This is a genomic window from Rhizobium sp. NFR12, from assembly GCF_900108545.1.
GTDB classification, from domain to species: domain Bacteria; phylum Pseudomonadota; class Alphaproteobacteria; order Rhizobiales; family Rhizobiaceae; genus Neorhizobium; species Neorhizobium soli.
Window position 1 is genome coordinate 60,644 of record NZ_FNWM01000003.1, and the last position, 17,997, is coordinate 78,640.

General features: G+C 60.4%; 16 protein-coding genes and 1 pseudogene. 10 read left to right on the forward strand and 7 right to left on the reverse strand.

Annotation, left to right across the window (positions count from 1 at the left end):
• Window positions 1–6: 6 nt before the first annotated feature.
• On the reverse strand, window positions 7–1,284 hold the full coding sequence (locus BLW69_RS13735; RefSeq protein WP_092662689.1) for an NAD(P)/FAD-dependent oxidoreductase: 1,278 nt from the start codon (window positions 1,282–1,284) through the stop codon (window positions 7–9).
• Between the two features lie 9 nt (window positions 1,285–1,293).
• Window positions 1,294–1,959, reverse strand: a complete 666-nt coding sequence (locus BLW69_RS13740) for a haloacid dehalogenase type II (protein WP_092662691.1) — start codon at window positions 1,957–1,959, stop codon at window positions 1,294–1,296.
• Window positions 1,960–2,319: 360 nt separating this feature from the next.
• On the opposite strand from BLW69_RS13740, the gene BLW69_RS13745 reads away from it, so the two are divergent.
• Entirely contained in the window at window positions 2,320–3,696 is a 1,377-nt protein-coding gene (locus BLW69_RS13745) for an aspartate aminotransferase family protein (protein ID WP_092663424.1), read from the forward strand.
• Between the two features lie 111 nt (window positions 3,697–3,807).
• Window positions 3,808–5,136, forward strand: a complete 1,329-nt coding sequence (locus BLW69_RS13750) for an NAD(P)/FAD-dependent oxidoreductase (protein ID WP_092662693.1) — start codon at window positions 3,808–3,810, stop codon at window positions 5,134–5,136.
• 569 nt (window positions 5,137–5,705) lie between these two features.
• Here BLW69_RS13750 and BLW69_RS13755 read toward each other — a convergent pair.
• The 4 genes from BLW69_RS13755 to BLW69_RS13770 form a co-directional block, all read right to left on the reverse strand.
• Complete coding sequence (locus BLW69_RS13755) at window positions 5,706–6,014, reverse strand: AAA-type ATPase lid domain-containing protein (RefSeq protein WP_092662695.1); 309 nt, start codon at window positions 6,012–6,014, stop codon at window positions 5,706–5,708.
• Window positions 6,015–6,580: 566 nt separating this feature from the next.
• The gene (locus BLW69_RS22570) at window positions 6,581–6,787 is read right to left on the reverse strand and encodes a hypothetical protein (protein WP_139283869.1); all 207 of its coding nucleotides are present in this window, start codon (window positions 6,785–6,787) and stop codon (window positions 6,581–6,583) included.
• Between the two features lie 90 nt (window positions 6,788–6,877).
• Complete coding sequence (locus tag BLW69_RS22575) at window positions 6,878–7,114, reverse strand: hypothetical protein (protein ID WP_139283871.1); 237 nt, start codon at window positions 7,112–7,114, stop codon at window positions 6,878–6,880.
• Between the two features lie 282 nt (window positions 7,115–7,396).
• Window positions 7,397–7,735 (reverse strand): LysR substrate-binding domain-containing protein, encoded by a 339-nt coding sequence (locus BLW69_RS13770; protein ID WP_244508859.1) that lies wholly within the window; start codon window positions 7,733–7,735, stop codon window positions 7,397–7,399.
• Between BLW69_RS13770 and BLW69_RS22980 the strand changes: the two are divergent.
• Together BLW69_RS22980 and BLW69_RS13775 are read left to right on the forward strand one after the other, a co-directional pair.
• A pseudogene (locus BLW69_RS22980) lies at window positions 7,687–7,797 on the forward strand (NAD(P)-dependent alcohol dehydrogenase); the annotation flags it as partial. The gene BLW69_RS13770 and the pseudogene BLW69_RS22980 sit on opposite strands and share 49 nt — an antisense overlap.
• A 558-nt stretch (window positions 7,798–8,355) precedes the next feature.
• Window positions 8,356–9,993, forward strand: a complete 1,638-nt coding sequence (locus BLW69_RS13775) for an alpha/beta hydrolase (protein WP_092662703.1) — start codon at window positions 8,356–8,358, stop codon at window positions 9,991–9,993.
• 59 nt (window positions 9,994–10,052) lie between these two features.
• On the opposite strand, the gene BLW69_RS13780 is transcribed toward BLW69_RS13775, so the two are convergent.
• A complete protein-coding gene (locus tag BLW69_RS13780) occupies window positions 10,053–11,543 on the reverse strand; it encodes a metal-dependent hydrolase family protein (RefSeq protein WP_244508860.1) in 1,491 nt (496 codons plus the stop codon).
• A gap of 137 nt (window positions 11,544–11,680) precedes the next feature.
• Here BLW69_RS13780 and BLW69_RS13785 point away from each other — a divergent pair, with 137 nt between their 5' ends.
• The 6 genes from BLW69_RS13785 (at window position 11,681) to BLW69_RS13810 (ending at window position 17,860) form a co-directional block, all read left to right on the forward strand.
• Window positions 11,681–12,475 carry a porin family protein gene (locus BLW69_RS13785; RefSeq protein ID WP_244508834.1) on the forward strand — a complete coding sequence of 265 codons (795 nt, stop codon included), beginning with the start codon at window positions 11,681–11,683 and terminating at the stop codon, window positions 12,473–12,475.
• Between the two features lie 260 nt (window positions 12,476–12,735).
• Window positions 12,736–13,863: a transporter substrate-binding protein gene (locus BLW69_RS13790; protein ID WP_092662709.1), complete on the forward strand. Its 1,128-nt coding sequence runs from the start codon at window positions 12,736–12,738 to the stop codon at window positions 13,861–13,863.
• Window positions 13,860–14,441, forward strand: coding sequence for an ANTAR domain-containing response regulator (locus BLW69_RS13795; RefSeq protein ID WP_062577661.1), 582 nt, complete (start codon window positions 13,860–13,862; stop codon window positions 14,439–14,441). The genes BLW69_RS13790 and BLW69_RS13795 overlap by 4 nt, the downstream gene beginning before the upstream one ends.
• Entirely contained in the window at window positions 14,441–15,289 is an 849-nt protein-coding gene (locus BLW69_RS13800) for an ABC transporter permease (RefSeq protein WP_092662711.1), read from the forward strand. Before BLW69_RS13795 ends, BLW69_RS13800 begins: the two co-directional genes overlap by 1 nt.
• On the forward strand, window positions 15,289–16,209 hold the full coding sequence (locus tag BLW69_RS13805) for an ABC transporter permease (RefSeq protein WP_092662713.1): 921 nt from the start codon (window positions 15,289–15,291) through the stop codon (window positions 16,207–16,209). The genes BLW69_RS13800 and BLW69_RS13805 overlap by 1 nt, the downstream gene beginning before the upstream one ends.
• 22 nt (window positions 16,210–16,231) lie before the next feature.
• Window positions 16,232–17,860: an ABC transporter substrate-binding protein gene (locus tag BLW69_RS13810; protein ID WP_092662715.1), complete on the forward strand. Its 1,629-nt coding sequence runs from the start codon at window positions 16,232–16,234 to the stop codon at window positions 17,858–17,860.
• The last annotated feature ends 137 nt before the right edge of the window (window positions 17,861–17,997 follow it).

Below are 17,997 nucleotides of genomic sequence, written 5' to 3' on the forward strand. Positions count from 1 at the left end.
TGAAAATTACTGGAAGCGGTCGAGCGCCTTGTAATAGGCGCCGACCAGGGGAAGAAACCAGGGTTTGCCGAAATGGCCGGGAACTGCGTTCCAGGCGAGGCCATCCCAGGGATTGCGGTTGATGCAACCTGTCATCAGGTCGGCCATGATCTCGCCCATGTGGGTGGCAAGCTGCGCACCGTGGCCGGAGTAACCCATGGCGTAATAGAGGCCCTCGGCCTCGCCGGCGCGCGGGTAGCGGTCCTTGGTCATGTCCACCAGACCACCCCAGCAATAATCGATGTCGATATCGGCCAGATGCGGAAAGATTTTTGCCATGCTGTCGCGCAGTATTGCGCCGGCCTTGGCATCGGAACGCTGGTCCGAACTGGCGGAGAAACGCGCCCGCCCGCCCCATATCAGCCGGTTGTCCGGCGCCAGGCGAAAATAATTGCCGACGTTCATGGTGTTGACGTAGGTGCGCTGGCCCGGAACCGTCGCCGCCACCTCGGCATCAGTCAGCGGACGGGTGGCGATCAGAAAACTGCCGACCGGAATAATGCGGCGGCGGAAGAAGGGGAAAGCAGCGGTGGTATAGGCGCCGGTCGCCAGCAGAACCTTGCCTGCCGAAATTTCGCCGCGTGGCGTCCTCAGCCGCCAGACATTGCCGTCACGCTCGCGCGAAGTCACGGGTGTCTCCTCGTGGATGACGGCACCGTGACGGGCTGCGGCTGTTCCAAGCCCGCTGACGAACCGGCCCATATGCATCATCGCGCTCTTTGTCTGCAACATGCCGCCATGAAAGGCGTCGGAACGCACCTCGTTGATGAGGTCGGCGCGGCTGAGCATTGCCGTATCCGGGTCGGCATCCTTGTGCAGCGCCTCAAAATTGCGGGCGAGGCCCTCGTAGTGCGCCGGTTTGGAGGCCAGCTTCAGCTTTCCGGACCGCCGGAAATTGCAGTCGATTTTCTCATCCGCAATGATCCGCTCGATCGTGGCAATGCCATCGTCGAACGCCTTGTAGATAGCACGTGCCTTGTCTGGGCCGAAGGTTTCACGGGCATGGCCGTAACTGTGAGCGATGCCGTTGTTGAGATGGCCGCCATTGCGGCCCGATGCCCCAAAGCCGACAGTTTCGGCTTCGAGCACCACGACGGAATGCCCCTCCTGAGCCAGCTTGCGGGCAGCACCCAGCCCGGTAAAGCCCGCGCCGATGACCGCATAGTCAAAGCTGCCGCCAGCGGCATCTTTCGATGCCGCATCGAAGGCGGGCGCCGTATCGTGCCAGTAGGAGAGGTATTTCATGTCACATCCTCAAAGGCCAAACACGCCCGGCAGGCCGCCAATGCCCTTGACCTCGGTATACTCGTAGAACGGGTTGGCCGGCTCGTGTTTGCGGTTGACCCAGACTTTTGACTTGATGCCGAGATCATGCGCCGTCATCAGGTCGTAGCGGAAGGACGAGGAGACATGGGTAATGTCTTCCGGCCCGCAACCCAGAACGTCGAGCATGTATTCAAAGCCATTCATCTGCGGCTTGTAGGTGCCGGTTTCTTCCGCAGTGATCACCTTGAAGAAAGGCGCACCGAGCTTTTCGACATTGGACATGATCTGGCTCTTCATCGCATTGGACAGGATGACGAGCGGGATCTCCTTGGCAACGGCCGCGAGGCCGGCCGGTACGTCGTCATGGGGACCCCAGGTTGGAACTTCCTCATAGATGCGCTTTGCATCTTCGGCCTTGAACGGCACGCCATGTTTCTTGCACGTGCGCTCCACGGCATTGTGAACCACGTCCGCATAAGGCTTCCACGCGCCGAGAACTTCGTCGAGACGATAAGCGGAAAAGCTCTTGATGAAGGCGAGCATGTCAGGTTCGGCCAGATCATCGCCGTAAATGCGTCGTGCGGCGCCCGCCATGTCGAAATTGGTGAGCGTGCCGTAACAATCGAAGGTGACGAACTTCGGTCGGAAAGTCATGGCGGGAATTCCTGTGTTGCGAGCGTTGGCGAGCCTTCGCGGCTCCTGACACAAATCCTATGGCCTGTTTGAAGATGGACCGGCCGCATTGCGGGTCGGAAGAAGCACAAAACACCGTATGTCGAGGCCGCGGCGATAGGATCTTGCGGGAGCCGCGCGAACGCTGTCCCGCCATTGCCATCTGCTTTGCGCTGCGCCGGCATATCCTTTGGCATCATCGATCACGAACAGCGCAATCTTTCGTGGCAGCCGGTCAATCAACCGAACAGTGCGCGTTCCGGGCCGGATAATCGGGCCATATCAAAGGTCGCCACTGCTCATCTGAACGATGCAGGTCGGGCGCAACAACCGGAAATGATCATGCTGTCCAATTCTCTTGTCGAACTCGATCGCCGCCATCTCATCCATCCGGTCGCCAGCTGGCGTGGTCATGAAGCGGCCGGCGTGCGCGTGCTGACGTCGGGACAAGGTGCCACGGTGCGCGATGCTTCGGGCAAGGAACTGATCGACGGTTTTGCCGGCCTGTGGTGCGTCAATGCCGGGTACGGGCAGGAAAGCGTCGTCGAGGCCGCCATGAAGCAGATGCGCGAACTGCCCTATGCCACCGGCTATTTCAGCCTCGGTTCGGAACCGGCAATCCGGCTGGCGGCACGTCTGGCCGATCATGCGCCGGGTGACCTCAACCATGTCTATTTCACGCTCGGCGGCTCCGACGCTGTCGACAGCACGGTGCGGTTCGTCCGGTATTACTGGCACGCGCGCGGTCTGCCGCAGAAGGACCTGTTCGTTACGCTGGAATACGGCTATCACGGCTCCTCGACCGCCGGCGCCGGCCTTACCGCCATTCCCGCTTTCCATGCCGGTTTCGGCGTGCCTTATGACTGGCAGCACAAGATCCCGTCGCCCTATCCCTACCGCAACCCGGTGGGTGATGATGCTGCCGCCATCATCGAACACTCGAAGGCACAGTTTCTGGCAAAGATCGAGGAATTGGGCGGGCCGGAACGCGTCGCGGCATTTTATGCCGAACCGATCCAAGGGTCCGGCGGCGTCATCGTGCCGCCCAAGGGCTGGATGAAGGCAATGCGCGATCTGTGCACCGAATACGACATTCTCTTCGTCGTCGACGAAGTCATCACCGCTTTCGGCCGCACCGGCCCGATGTTTGCTTCGAGCGAAGACGGCATCGTGCCGGATATGATCACCACAGCGAAGGGCCTGACTTCTGGCTATGTGCCGATGGGTGCCGTGTTCCTGTCGGAAAAGGTCTACCAGACGATTGCCGACGGTGCCGGCAAGGCAGTCGTTGGCCATGGTTATACCTATTCCGCGCACCCGGTCTCGGCTGCCGTTGGTCTCGCAGTCCTCGACCTCTATGAGGGCGGACTGCTCGACAACGGTCGCCTGATGGGCGAGCGCCTGCAGGCAGGTCTCCAGTCACTGAAGGATCATCCGCTGGTCGGCGATGTGAGAGGTCGCGGCATGCTGGCCGCGATCGAGCTGACCACCGACAAGGCCAAGAAAACACCGCTGCCCGCTGCATCCCTGCCTTCGACGCGTATCTTTGAGCGCGCTTGGGATGCCGGCCTTGTCATTCGCGCTTTTGCCTGGGGTGTCATTGGTTATGCGCCGCCTCTGTGCTGCACCGAAGCCGAAATCGACGCCATCATCGAGCGCACCCGGCATGTGCTTGACCTGACGCTCGAGGACGCGGATGTACGTGCGCAATTGGGCTAGACCATTTTGAACAGGAACACGCCGCGACCGTTGCCGCTGCGTGATCCGCATTTCACGGCGACCATATAGGGTCGCACGCCGAGACCATTGCTGTTTTGCCTGGAGAGTTTTATGCCCGCGCCCCTGATGACGATTGCCACCGGAACCGATCTGCCGGCCCGCGCTGATGTGGTGGTGATCGGAGGCGGCATCGTCGGCACCTCGATCGCCTATTATTTGGCGCGGTCCGGCGTCAGTGTCGTGCTCTTAGAAAAGGGCCGGATCGGCGCGGAACAATCGAGCCGGAACTGGGGCTGGTGCCGCCAGCAGAACCGCGATGCCCGCGAACTGCCGATGGCGACCAAAAGCCTCGAACTATGGGATGCGCTCGCAGCCGAGATTGGCGAGGATACCGGTTTCCGCCGTTGCGGTCTGACCTATCTGTCCGATGACGAAAGCGAAATCGCCGGCTGGGCGAAGTGGCGCGACTTTGCCGTCACCCAAGGCGTGCGCACCGCCATGCTGACGCCGCAGGAAGCCGCTGAGCGTGGTCGAGCGACGGCCAAGATCTGGAAGGGCGGCGTGTTTTCGCAGGATGACGGCATTGCCGATCCATCGCGTGCCGCACCCGTTCTGGCGCTCGGCGTCATCAAGTATGGTGGGGCAGTCTTGCAGGAATGCGCCGCGCGCGGCGTCGAACTTTCCGCCGGTCGCGTCAGCGGCGTGGTGACGGAAAAGGGAACCATCGCTACGTCGCAGGTCGTCGTTGCAGGTGGGGCATGGGCATCGTCCTTCTGCCACCAGCTTGGCGTCGGAATGCCACAGGCATCGACGCGCTCGACCATCCTCTCTGTTGGTCCGGGTGCCGCCGGAGACATTCCACCAGCGCTTCATACAAAAGATGTGTCGATCACCGCGCGCGGCGATGGCGGCTGGACGCTGGCGGTTTCCGGCCGGGCGCAGCTCGACCCGACGCCGCAGAATATTCGATACGCCAAAGCCTTCCTGCCGATGTTCACCCGTCGCTGGGGCAACCTTTCTGCGGGCAGTCTGCAGGGCTGGGGCTGGAAACACGAGACGCGCCGCATCTGGAAGCTCGACCGGCCGACGCCCATGGAGCGGGCCCGTATTCTCGACCCGAAGCCGAACCGCGCTATTGCGCAGGATACGCTTGCACGAGCAAGAAAACTTCTACCCGGCCTTTCTGCCAATCCCGTTCAGGCCACGTGGGCCGGTTACATCGACAGCACGCCCGATGGCGTGCCGGTGATTGGCCCGGTGGACAAGATTCCGGGCCTGATGATCGCGGCCGGGTTTTCCGGTCACGGGTTTGGCATCGGTCCCGGTGCCGGCCTCCTTGTCGCGCAGATGTTGACCGGGCAGGCTACCTTCGTCGACCTGACCAATTATAGGTTGGAACGTTTCGCCAAGGGATCGTGGGGCAAGGTTTCCGAATTCTAGCGGCATCTGCCTTCTCAACGTGCAAGGTAGCGGCTTCACGAACGGTCGGTGGCAGGGCGAGCGATTTCACGCGTGTCATCAGTGGTTTGGCGAATGCGGAATTGCCGACCGTGCGAACTCCATCAAGGCGGCCGATTTTACAAGTCTCGGTGCAATCGGGCCCCGCAACCAAATCATCATTATCGAAAAACACCCGTAGCGACAAGCTGCGGGTGTTTTGCGTCGGGGATTACTTTACTTGCGAGGCTGGAGCGAAGTCTCCAGCCGTAACCCGCACTTGTGATCCTGTGCACCGAGCCGTCAGACAATGCCGAGTGCCTTCACCTACGAGGCAGGCGTTGTTGGCTTCATGTCCAGGAGTTCGGGGCCCCCCTTTCCCAAAAACCTTGCGGCCGCAACGCTGCAGGCATTGCCGATGTTGTCCCAGTCTTGCCGGCGCATCTCGGCTTCCGTGAGGACCGCTCCAGCCGCCCGGACGGTCGCGGCTGCGCTCCGGGTGCGGGAGCGTCCGCGAAGGCAAAATCAATGCGGCTCTGCTGTGACAAAATGGAGGCCCGTTCGATCGCGTTCTAAAACTCGCGGACATTGCCCGGCCAGGCATATCGCTGCAGAGTCTGGAGGTTGGCGTTCGACAGCGTCAACTCGCGCCGGTGGGCGACGCTCTGCCGTCCCATAAAACGCTGGGCGATGAGGGGAATGTCTTCCCTCAGGTCCCGCAGAGGCACCGACTCGATTGGGAGGACCGCCAGACGGAAGAAGAGGTCCTCCCGAAACTCCGGGTTCTGCACGGCCTGCTTCAGATCGAGATAGGCGGCTACGCTAATCCGGAGAATGCCCAGATCGATCTCGACGCTACTGTTCGCAATGATGCCAGACATCAGATGGGCGGCCAGTTCCGCTAGGACGGCCGCGACTAATTCGTGCTGCCATCATGCGTCGACTGTAGATGTCGCGACGTGGGATAACGCGTCCGTCATGCCTTGTTGGCAGCAAAGAAAAAGGTCTGGATAAAACCCATCAGGCAGGAAGTCAGCCGTCAAGGTGCCGGTAATACGTTATCTGGGAGATATACACTTCGACTGGACGCCGCCTCCGCCGATGTGGACGTCATTGACTGCATCGTAGCTCAGCCGATACCGGGCGGCGCACCATGTAATATGTCGGACTTCGCTCGGCGTCAGCTTGGAGGAATTCGCGGTCGCCAAACCTTGTCCATTCTCGGCATATGCCGAGGCCGAGTTCCCACCGAAAGCTTCTGCGTTCGCCTGGGGCTCGGGGAACTGAAACGCATTGGCAGGGGCCACGAAAGCGGCAAACATGAGACCGCTGAAGGAGACGATGGAGGCGAGCTTGGCGACGTTGCGCATCTGAGAACCGATCTTCTATTCACTTGAAGAACGGCTGTTGCGCGATTTTAGTTCCTTTCGTCGGTGCTGCCGGCTTTTCAAGAGGCTTTCGGCCACCACAAAGCGGGATCAGACGGTGGAAATTGAGAACACAAGTCTCGCTCAGGAAGAGCATCCACCAGGTCCTTGGAGCGGTCGAGACACACCGCCGCGTCCTCGACGACCTCCGATCGTGGTTGCGCCTGCTTTAAGTCGATCACCCGCTTACTGCCCGACGGCGTGATCATCGCGAAATGGTCGTTCACATCCGACTTCCAGCAAACGGGTATTCATCAGACCACTCCCACCTATCCCAAGTGGCAGCCTTGCCCGCACCAGAAGATAAGAAGACAGGATTAGCGCGCAGGCAGCATGGCTCGGCCGGCATTTCTAATTGTGAGCGCTGAGTCCGCCATGGGTGCGATAAGGCCGCTTGCGATCGCTGAAGCGAGGGCCTCTGTGAATTCGGCACCTTCGAGGCCATGCTTCTTCGAAAAGTTTTGCACAGCACCGCGTGTCGAAGTCGGTGATACGCCAAACTTGTTATTCTTAAAAGCGTTGACGATAATTTGGTTTGTTTCGTCCAGGGTCATGATCATTCCTATGTGATGCAACGTGCTACCAGCAACCGGATCACCTTCATAGCGCCTAAACCGTCGAGCGTGTCCTTTCGTGCTCAGAGCGAGAGATTGATCGCAGAAGGCGTGTGTATGACATTGGTCTATCGCAAACTCATTTTCCGCCATCCTGCCTTTCCCTCCGTCGGTCAACACCATCTTCCTCAATGTCGCGCGATGCGGTCGGGTCAAAACGGCGAATTACCGGTTGCCTCCTTCCGAAAGGCTGGGAAGCAATCTCTCGCATCGGCCGATCGTCTAAGAGCTCCTGGCTTTCATGAAATCGATGAATGCCCGAACAGATGCGGCCATGTGAGAGCGTTCCGAGTAGTAGAGATAGAATCCCGGGAAGAGCTTGCAAGCCGGTTCGAGCACTCGCTTGAGTTCGTTAGTTTTCAAATAGGGTTCCACCAGGTCCTCGATGAGGTAAGCCAGTCCAAGTCCCTCGCGAGCTGCTGAAAGGAGTAGCTCCGTATCGTTGACGGTAACGACGTTCTCGACATCAACATCGAGGACGCCATCGGCACCTTCGAACCGCCATGGGTACAGGGCTCGTCCCTGTGGTGGATTCCTGCTATTCTCTGGCCGATCTTCCAGCGGCCTTCGACCATTTGGATCGAGGAGCATTTGGGAAAATCGTCATCGACGTAGCCGAATAGAAGATGCCGCAGTCAGCAGTCGGATCACCTGTATCAATGTCTCAAAAACCGATCGTAGCGGCACACCGCTACGATCGCCGGTAGACGCTTCGGGCCGCATGCGGGAATAATCTCCGCGCCCCGCCAATCGGTCATTCGCGACCTTGGACCTAAATCCCGTAACCAGTCGTTCGCTGCGCATTCGATGACAAGCCGCCAATAGCTCTGTGAAACACTTGTCTCCGCTTCTGAAACGGGGAGACTACGCTGTCGGATCCAGTGAAGGGTTCAAATCTTGATCCCTCGAGCTGACTGGATTTGTAATGCTGTTTGATTTGCATTTGATTGCTGCTGACTTTCGATGAGTTGGCTGGCATCCCTATCGCTCATGGGCAGTCCGAACAGGTATCACTTGATCAGATGCGGCTTGAGGGCAGCAAGAACAGCCATCTCCTATTGGGTGTCGACGCCTTCGAGCACGCACCGCAAAATCAGCTTTGAGCATAGGGCAATGATGCCGGCGACGATTTCCCGCGATGGGATGCTATGGGTAGCGAAACTCCGGTTAGGAGCGGTTTGATGTACCAAATGGTCCGACGTTTTCTTGGTTCTTTGTCCCACACAGGCACGTTCATCGCGCTTGTTTTCTTTGCTGCCTCTCTCACTCCAAGTCTCTTGCCTCGGTCTTACCTGGTACAAGGAGCGCTTTCGGGCGTCTGCGCCGCCGTGGGCTATATGGCGGGCGTGGCAGTGGCTTGGCTTTGGCGCTACCTGGAACTTCCTCGCGCCTCGAACAGGGAACGACCCCTGAAGGTCGCATTCCTCATCGCTGCCATTGCCATCCTGGGTGTTTTTCTCTGGCACGCGGTCGAATGGCAAAATTCCATTCGCCTGCTTTGGGGCATGGATGCGCTCGATAGCGCTGAACCTTTGAAACTGGCTGCCGTTGCCATCCTCGCCTTCGCCGTGCTGCTCTTTACAGGACGTGTCTTTCAGCTTGCGGCTCGCGGTCTTTCGGGGTGGATCAACAGGTACGTTCCTCGACGGGTGGCGAACGCCCTAGGCGTAACACTGGCCGCCCTGTTGTTCTGGACTGCCGGGCAGGGGCTGCTGCTGCGATGGGCGCTGGACGCAACGGATGCCTCGTTCCAGCAAGTTGATGCCCTGATTGACGACGACACTCCTGCACCGACCGACCAGGCGAAAACCGGGAGTGCATCTTCACTGGTTTCGTGGGAGGGCCTTGGACTGCAAGGGCGCCGTTTTGTCAGCTCTGGCCCCACTGCGCCCGACGTCGGCGCGTTCTGGCAGCAGACAGCCGAAAAGCCGATCCGCGCCTATGTCGGGCTCAACAACGGCGAGACGGTGGAAGCAAGAGCCGCGCTCGCCCTGAGAGAGCTTCAGCGACAGGGCGGTTTCGATCGGTCGATCCTCGTCATTATCGTCCCGACAGGAACCGGATGGGTTGATCCAGCCGCCATGGACACGCTCGAGTTTCTTCACCGCGGCGATGTGGCGAGCGTCGCGCTCCAATATTCCTATCTTGCGAGCTGGTTGTCTTTGATGGTGGAGCCGGACAATGGTCAGGCTGCGGCGAGGGCATTGTTCACCGAAGTCTACAGCCACTGGAAAACGCTTCCGCGTGAACGGCGGCCGAAGCTTTATCTGTATGGCTTGAGCCTCGGTGCGCTCAATTCGCAGCTATCGACGGACATCTATGATGTTGTGGCCGATCCGTTCCAGGGAGCACTTTGGACCGGTCCCCCATTCCGCAGTCAAAGATGGCGCACAATCACAGATCAGCGGCAAGACCTTTCGCCTGCGTGGCTTCCCAGGTTTCGCGACGGTTCCTTGGTGCGCTTTGCGAACCAAGCATCCCCTCCTGTCCAGTTTGATGCGTCCTGGGGACCGATACGGTTTGTCTACTTGCAATATGCCAGTGACCCGATCGTCTTTTTTGAAACTGCTTCGTTGTTCAAGGAGCCGGATTGGATGAAGGGGGAAAGAGGCCCGGATGTCTCGCCGCGGCTCAGGTGGTTTCCCGTGGTGACCATGCTGCAACTGACATTTGACATGGCGATCGGCACAACATCGCCAATGGGGTTTGGCCACGTCTATGCACCGGAGGACTACATCGACAGTTGGATCGCATTGACCGATCCGCCCAATATGGATCACTCGGTGGTCGAGCAACTCAAGGCGCGGTTTGCCAAGTGACCGATTTCGGCGTGATCCAATAATCTCCGTGGGAGGGGACGGCCAGAGGACGAACTGATCTACGCAGCAATGTTCTTGTTCAACTGCCCATCCTTCATGATCACAAGGAAGTTTTTCGCCGGGTCCTCGATTAAGGCGATGTCCGCAATCGGGTCGCCGTCGACCAGCAGTAAGTCGGCGAGTGCGCCTTCCTGAACCACGCCCAGCTTCCCTTCGTAAGGGCTCCGAAGGCCGGAGAGCGCGAGTAGCTGGCCATTGTCCCCCGTCGCCATCTTCAGGATTTCGGCAGGCTTGTACCAGCGGGTGAGTTTTGTGAGTTGTGCACCCTGCCGCGCGGCTGCCTTATCATCGAACAGCGTGTCGGTACCCCAGGCCGTCTTGACCTTGTGCTTCTTGGCAAGCGCGTAGGCGGCGTCGGTGCCGGAAAACATCTGCAGTTGCTTGCGTCTGTTTGGCGACCCCTCGGCAAAGGGCGTTGCGTCCTGATCGTCCAGAAAGGGCTGTAGGCACCACCAGATACCTTTTTCCGCGAGCAGGGCCACCGTCTCGTCGTCGAGCAGGTTGCCATGCTCTATGCACCGAACGCCAGCGGCGACCGCCTGGGCGACTGCTTTTGGCGTATAGGCATGAACCGTCGCGTAGGTCCCCCAGTTCTCCGAAGCGCCGACGCCCGCTTCCATTTCCTCAAGCGTGAACTGCGTCACATCGAGCGGGTCGAACGCGGATGACACGCCTCCACCCGCCATGATCTTGATCTGCGACGCGCCGAGTGCCAGTTGTTCGCGGGCGCGCTTTCGGACCGTGCCGGGATCGTCGGCAATGGCCGAGCCGCCCACACGCTCACTGTAGGTGAAATCGTCCGGCCGCGCGGGGAGGTCGATCGGAAGCCTGAAGTCGCCGTGGCCACCCGTTTGCGAAATGAACGCACCCGATGGCCAGATCCTGGGCCCGGGAACGAGCCCGGCATCGATGCCGCGCTTCAACCCGAAGCAGGGGCCGCCCATATCGCGAATTGTGGTGAACCCCCTCATCAAGGTGTCGTTGGCCGCCTTCACTGCCGCGACATTGATGAAGCCGATATCAGACGTCAGGACGGCCAATTGGGGAACCGTCGCAAACATGATGTGGGTATGCGCGTCGATCATGCCCGGCATCAGCGTTCGCCCGCCGCCCGCTATTCGCGTGACGGAAAGGTCGGCTGGAATCTGGATCGGTGACGGTGAAATCGACGTTATCCGGTTTCCGATCACCAGCACATTGGATGGATTGGACAATGTTTCCGACATACCGTCGAATATGCGCACATTTTCGAACAACACGGCTTTTGTCGGCGTTGCTTGAGCCTGCACGGCGCTCGGCAGACCCGCCAGCCCGAACCCCGCCAGCATCGCAGCGGCGCCGACGAAAAATCCGCGGCGCCGGAGATCGCCATTCATTCGGTGCGTGAGCGTCTGCAATACGGGATCGCAACATTTGCACGGCAGGTCGCTGGTGAGATGGTCGTACTTGGTGCCAAACCGAAATCTCATGCTTCCCCCCTCCGCGAGCATCACGACACAAGCATACGCCCGCATTCAGTTTTCCACGAAAAGTCGAAATAGGTTACGCGTGAATAACCACTGCTTGCAAGCAAAAACTATAGTGATATCGTGGAAGTACGCACAGGTTCCGATGGGAGAAACCTATGTTGTACAACATCGTTCTCGCGGCCGGAATTACGCTCGCATTGTCGCTTCCGGCATCCGCCGAAGATCAGGCGACTGATCTACTTGCTGACCGTGAATGGAGCATCATCGTCAGTCCCTATGTCTGGGCTGCGTCCCTGGATGGCGATGCGTCGCTGGCAGGTTTGGACAGCAATGTCGATATTCCGTTTTCGGATATTTTCAAACACCTCGATCTTGCGGCCATGGGCAATGTCGAAGTGACGAACGGACTTTTCGGCTTCTACTTTGATGGACAGTACGTTCAGACGAGCCAGGACGAGGATCTCGCCGACTTCGAGGTCGGCTTGAAGATCAAGACGACTATTCTGGCAGCCGGCGCTTACTACCGCGTCTACGACCTCGCACTTGGGGGCGACACGGTGTTTGGTGAACCGCGGCATTTCACCGTCGAGCCTACGGTCGGCATCCGTTGGACAAAACTCGAAGCGCATGCTGATGCAGGCTTCACCTCGGCAAACAAGTCTGCGGACTGGCTTGACCCGTTCGTGGGCATGCGTCTGAGCACAGACCTTTCCGACCGGTGGAACCTAGCCGGCGAAGCCGACATTGGCGGGTTCGATATTGGTTCGAAGCTCGCAATAAATGCCCAGGCCTATCTCGGATACCGGACCTACATGTTTAATCATCCAACGATTTTGCGCGTTGGGTATCGTGTGCTTTCGCAAGACTACGAAACGGACGATTTCACCGGAAACAAATTTCGCTGGGACGTTACCCAGCATGGCCCGGTATTGGGCTTATCCATGCGTTTCTGACGGTGTCTCGATCCCTGTGATCTGCATCCGAGATCAAGTCAGCGAGGACGTCTGGATGTCCAGCAGACAGCGTGCGATCCCGAAGTCGAAGACCCGTCGCACTTGACAACGCAGTGCTGCCTGTATTTTACTCAAGCTCGCGGAATAGGCATGCGCCGCCGCATCACATGACTTCGATTGTCTCCAGGCAGCTTCGCCTCACATCGCCCCGCCCCGTGCGGGATCTGCGTTGTGGGGTTTTTTGGTTTTGGTGCACCCGCATGAGCGACCCGATCAGGATTGGCATTCTCTTTTCGACAACCGGACCCTATGGGTCGATGGGGCGGGACGCGCGCGACGGTGCCGATCTCGCGATTGCCGAATTCGGCGACGTGTCTGATGGCGGCGTCGATGCTCTGTTCTTCGATCCCCACGCGGATCTTGCCGCCTATCTGGATGGTGCCCGCGATCTGCTAAGACAGGGATGCCGCCACATCGTCGGCACCATCACTTCGGCTGCCCGCAAGGAAGTCCTGCCGCTGATCGAAAAGCATGACGGTCTTCTCTGGTACATGTGCCCCTACGAGGGGTTCGAGGCCAATGAGAGCGTCATCTATCTCGGCGGCTGTCCGAACCAGCACCTCCTGCCGCTGTTCGAGTATCTCATCCCGCGCTATGGCAAGCGGCCCTATCTGGTCGGCGCCAACTATGTCTGGGGCTGGGAAATGAACCGGCTGGCGCGCGAACTGGTGGGCAGTGCCGGCGGCGAGGTTCTCGGTGAGCGTTACCTGCCGCTTGATGAAACCGCCGTCGAACGGATCATCGCGGAGATCGAGCAGCGGCGTCCAAGTTTCATTCTGAACAACCTTATCGGGCCTTCGAGCTATGCGTTTCTGGCCGCGATGCGGGCGCTGGCTGACAGGGATCCTGCGTTTCGGCCTGAGGTCTGCCCGGTCGTAAGCTGCGATCTGATGGAATGCGAGCTTGTCGATATCGCGCCGGGTGCTGCCACGGGGCAGCTTTGCGCCGCCTCCTATTTCGATACGCTGGCGACGTCCGAAAACGCGCGCTTCAAGCGGAATGTTCATGCGAGGTTCGGCGAGCGCCGGGTGTCGAGTGTCTTTGCGAGCGCCTACACGGCGGTCAAACTCGCACTTGCGGCAATTTCGGCGGCGAGTACCGACGATCCGCGGGCCGTGCGGCAGCAGCTCAGCCGCCAGCCATGGCCGAGCCTGTTCGGGCCGCTTGCCATCGATGCCGAAACCAACCATGCGGCGCTGCCCTTCCATCTCGGGCGCATCAACGGCAACAACGGTTTCGACGTGATTGCATCGCGGCCGCCGCTTGCGGCAGATCCTTATCTCACCGGCGGCAACCGTCTGCAGCCGAGACTGCGGGTGGTGTCATGAGGCAGACCCCGACTTTCGCCGGCTCAAAGGTCACGATCCTGCACCGCGAAGACGGCAATACCGAAAAGCTCGTGCGCCAGCTTCGGCTGCTCGGTGTCGAGGCAAATGTCCAGTGGGCGCCGCTGTCTTCAGGCGATCTGCCCGACATCGTCATGGTCGATGCGGACCAAGGCTGGGACGATCTCCTGCCGTTCGACAGGCAGGCGCCGCTTCGCCCTGTCGTGGCACTGCTCGGATCGGAAGCGCCCGGTCGCATTGCCTGGGCGCTGTCGCAAGGGGCGGGCGCCATCATCGCCAAGCCCGTCGCCAGTTCCGCCGTCTATCCCGCGCTTGTCATGGCGCTGTCCATCCAACAGGAGCGCGAGGAAGCACAGGATCGCATTCGGCATCTGGAGGAGCGCTCGCGCCTGAGGCCGCTGGTCTATGCGGCGGTCGAGCGTCTGATGGTCTCGCATGCAATCGGCGAGGATCAGGCCTATCGGACGCTGCGCGAATGCGCGATGCGCCGCCGGTTGCCGATGGAGCAGATCGCTGCCTTTATCGTCGCAGGCGCCGAACCGCTCCCGGAGGCAATCTGATGCGGGTGATGAAAGAGCTTCTGAGGCAGCCGGTCGCGTTGTTCGGCGTTCTCATCGTCTTGACGGTCGTCATTGCAGCGCTCGCCGCGCCGATGATCGCGCCGTTCGATCCTGACAACCAGATGTTCGACGGGCTTTCGCTCGAAGGTGCGCCGCTGCCGCCGGGCGGACCGTTCCTGCTCGGCACCGACACGCTTGGCCGGGACCTGTTCTCGCGTCTTCTCTACGGCGCCCGCACATCGCTGATCATCGGGCTCGTCGCCAATGGCGTGGCTGTTACGATCGGGCTGTTCGTCGGCATCGTGGCCGGCTATGTGCGCGGCTTCTTCGGCACGCTCCTGATGCGGTTTACCGATCTGATGATGGCGTTTCCGGCGCTGCTGCTGGCGATCGTGCTGGCCGCCCTGCTTCGCCCGAGCCTCTGGATCGTCGCGATGGTGATCGCGCTGGTCAACTGGGTGCAGGTGGCCCGCATCATCTATACCGAAACCCGCGGGCTGGTGGAGCGCGACTTCATCATGGCCGAACGCTCGCTCGGCGCCGGTCACGGGCGGATCCTGTTCCTGCATATCCTGCCGCATCTGATGCCGACAGCGATCGTCTGGGGCACGCTCGGCATCGCGACGACCGTGCTTCTCGAAGCGACGCTGTCCTTCCTCGGGATCGGTGTGCAGCCGCCGCAGCCGTCCTGGGGCAATATCATCTTCGAGAGCCAGAGCTACTTCCAGGCGGCACCATGGCTGGTGTTCTTCCCCGGCGCGATCATCCTTTTGACGGCACTCTCCTTCAACCTCGTCGGTGACGCCCTTCGCGACATTCTCGATCCGACGCAGCGGGGACGAGGCTGATGGCGATGCTCTTTCTCCGGCGCCTCGTGCAGATGGCTCTGATCCTGCTCGGGGTCGCGGCGATCACCTTCGTGCTGCTCTACGCCCTGCCGGCGGATCCGGCCCGGATGATTGCCGGCCGCAGCGCAACGGCGCAGACGGTCGCCAACATTCGCCGAGAACTCGGCCTCGACCAGTCGTTGCCGGTGCAGTTCTGGTCCTATCTGTCCAACCTGCTGCAGGGCAATCTCGGTCGATCCTATGCGCAGAAGACCGAAGTCGCGACGCTGATTATGGCGCGGCTGCCGGCCACCCTGACGCTGATGTTTTCCGGCATCGTCGTCGAAGTGATGCTCGGGCTGACGCTTGGAACGATCGCTGCCGTCCGGCGCGGCGGTTTCGTCGACCGGCTGGTGATGATGGCGTCCTTTGTCGGCGTGTCGGCGCCGCAATTCGTGGTGGCGCTGCTGCTGCTCTATGTGTTTGCCGCGACGCTCGGCTGGTTTCCGATGAGCGGCTACGGCACGTCCTCCCATGTGGTTCTGCCGGCCGCCACGCTCGGCGTGCTCGGTGCCGGCTGGTATGCCCGCATGGTCCGCTCGGCAATGATCGACGTGCTGAACCAGGATTACGTTCGCACGGCGCGCGCCAAAGGGTTGTCGTCGCGCCGCATCACCTTGCGCCATGCGCTGCCCAATGCGGTGCTTCCGGTCATCGCCATGATCGGCATCGACATCGGTCAGTTCATGGGCGGTGTCGTCGTTGTCGAGGCCGTCTATGGCTGGCCGGGCATCGGCCAGCTGGCCTGGCAGGCGATCCAGCAGGTGGATATTCCGATCATCATGGGCGTCACGCTCACCTCTGCGCTCGCCATCATTCTCGGCAACCTCGTTGCAGACCTTATCGCGCCGGTCATCGACCCGCGCATTAGAACCCGCTGACAGCAACAAAAAGGGGAACGACATGTTCAAACGCTGGCTTCGAAACACAACCGTTGCAACCATGGTGGCAATCACCCCCGTGGGCACCATGTCCGCAATGGCGCAGGGCTCACCGCAGCAGGGCGGCGATATCGTCGTCACCTACAAGGACGACATCACCACGCTCGATCCGGCGATCGGTTACGACTGGGTCAACTGGTCGATGATCAAGAGCCTTTATTCGCGCCTGATGGATTACGAGCCGGGCACGCCGAACCCGGTGCCGTCGCTCGCCGAAAGCTTTGAGGTCGCTCCGGACGGGCTGACCTACACGTTCAAGCTCCGCAAGGGCGTAAAATTCTCGAACGGTCGCGAAGTCGTCGCCTCCGACGTCAAATACTCGATCGAGCGTGCCGTCGATCCGAAGACGCAAGGCCCCGGTGCCGGCTTCTTCGGCGCCATCAATGGCTTCGAGGACGTAACGGGCGGCAAATCGACGACATTGTCGGGCATCGAGACGCCGGATGCCGGCACGGTCGTGTTCAAATTGTCGCGTCCGGATGCGACCTTCCTGCACGTGCTCGCCATCAACTTCGCCTCGGTCGTGCCGAAGGAAGCCGTCGAGGCAGCCGGTGGTGATTTCGGCAAGAGCCCTGTCGGCTCCGGTACGTTCACTCTGAAGGAATGGACGATCGGTCAGCGTCTCGTGTTCGAGAAGAACCCGGCCTATTACGTCAAGAACGTGCCGCATATCGACAAATTCACCGTGGAGGTTGGCCAGGAACCTCTCGTCGCATTGCTGCGTCTACAGAAAGGCGAGGTCGATATCGCCGGTGACGGCATCCCGCCGGCAAAGTTCCTGGAAATCAAGAACTCGCCCGACGGCGCTCAGATCATTGTCGACGGCGCGCAGCTGCATACCGGCTACATCACGCTCAACACCAAGATGAAGCCGTTCGACAACGTCAAGGTGCGTCAGGCTCTCAACATGGCGGTCAACAAGGAGCGGGTCGCGCGTATCCTCAACGGCCGCGCCACGCCCGCCAACCAGCCGCTGCCGCCGCTGATGCCCGGTTACGACAAGTCGTTTACGGGTTATGCCTACGACGTCGCGAAAGCCAAGGCGCTGCTTGCGGAAGCGGGCTTCACCGACGGTTTCGAGACGGTGCTCTACTCGACGAATACCGATCCGCAGCCACGCATTGCCCAGGCCATCCAGCAGGATCTGGCAGCGATCGGCGTCAAGGCCGAAATCCGGGCTCTTGCACAGGCGAACGTGATTGCTGCCGGCGGCACGGAAGGCGAAGCGCCGATGATCTGGTCGGGCGGCATGGCCTGGATCGCCGACTTCCCGGATGCGTCGAACTTCTACGGCCCGATCCTCGGCTGTGCCGGTGCCGTACAGGGCGGCTGGAACTGGTCCTGGTACTGCAACAAGGATCTCGATGCCCGCGCCGTTGCGGCAGATTCGATGTCCGATCCGGCAAAGGCTGCCGAGCGTACCGCTGCCTGGGGCAAGGTCTTCACCGACATCATGGCCGATGCGCCATGGGTTCCTGTGATCAACGAGCGCCGCGTCGTCGCCAAGTCGCTGCGCATGGGCGGTGCCGACAACATCTACATCGATCCGACCCGCGTCATCAATTACGACGCGATCTTCGTGAAGCAGTAGACGCTTTCGGCCTTCGCTTGAGGCCGATACCCCCTCTGGCCTGCCGGCCATCTCCCCCACAAGGGGGGAGAAAATCCGCGACGTCTTCTAGTTTCGATCGCGGACGTAGCGGCAGGCTAGCCGCCTCCCCTTGTGGG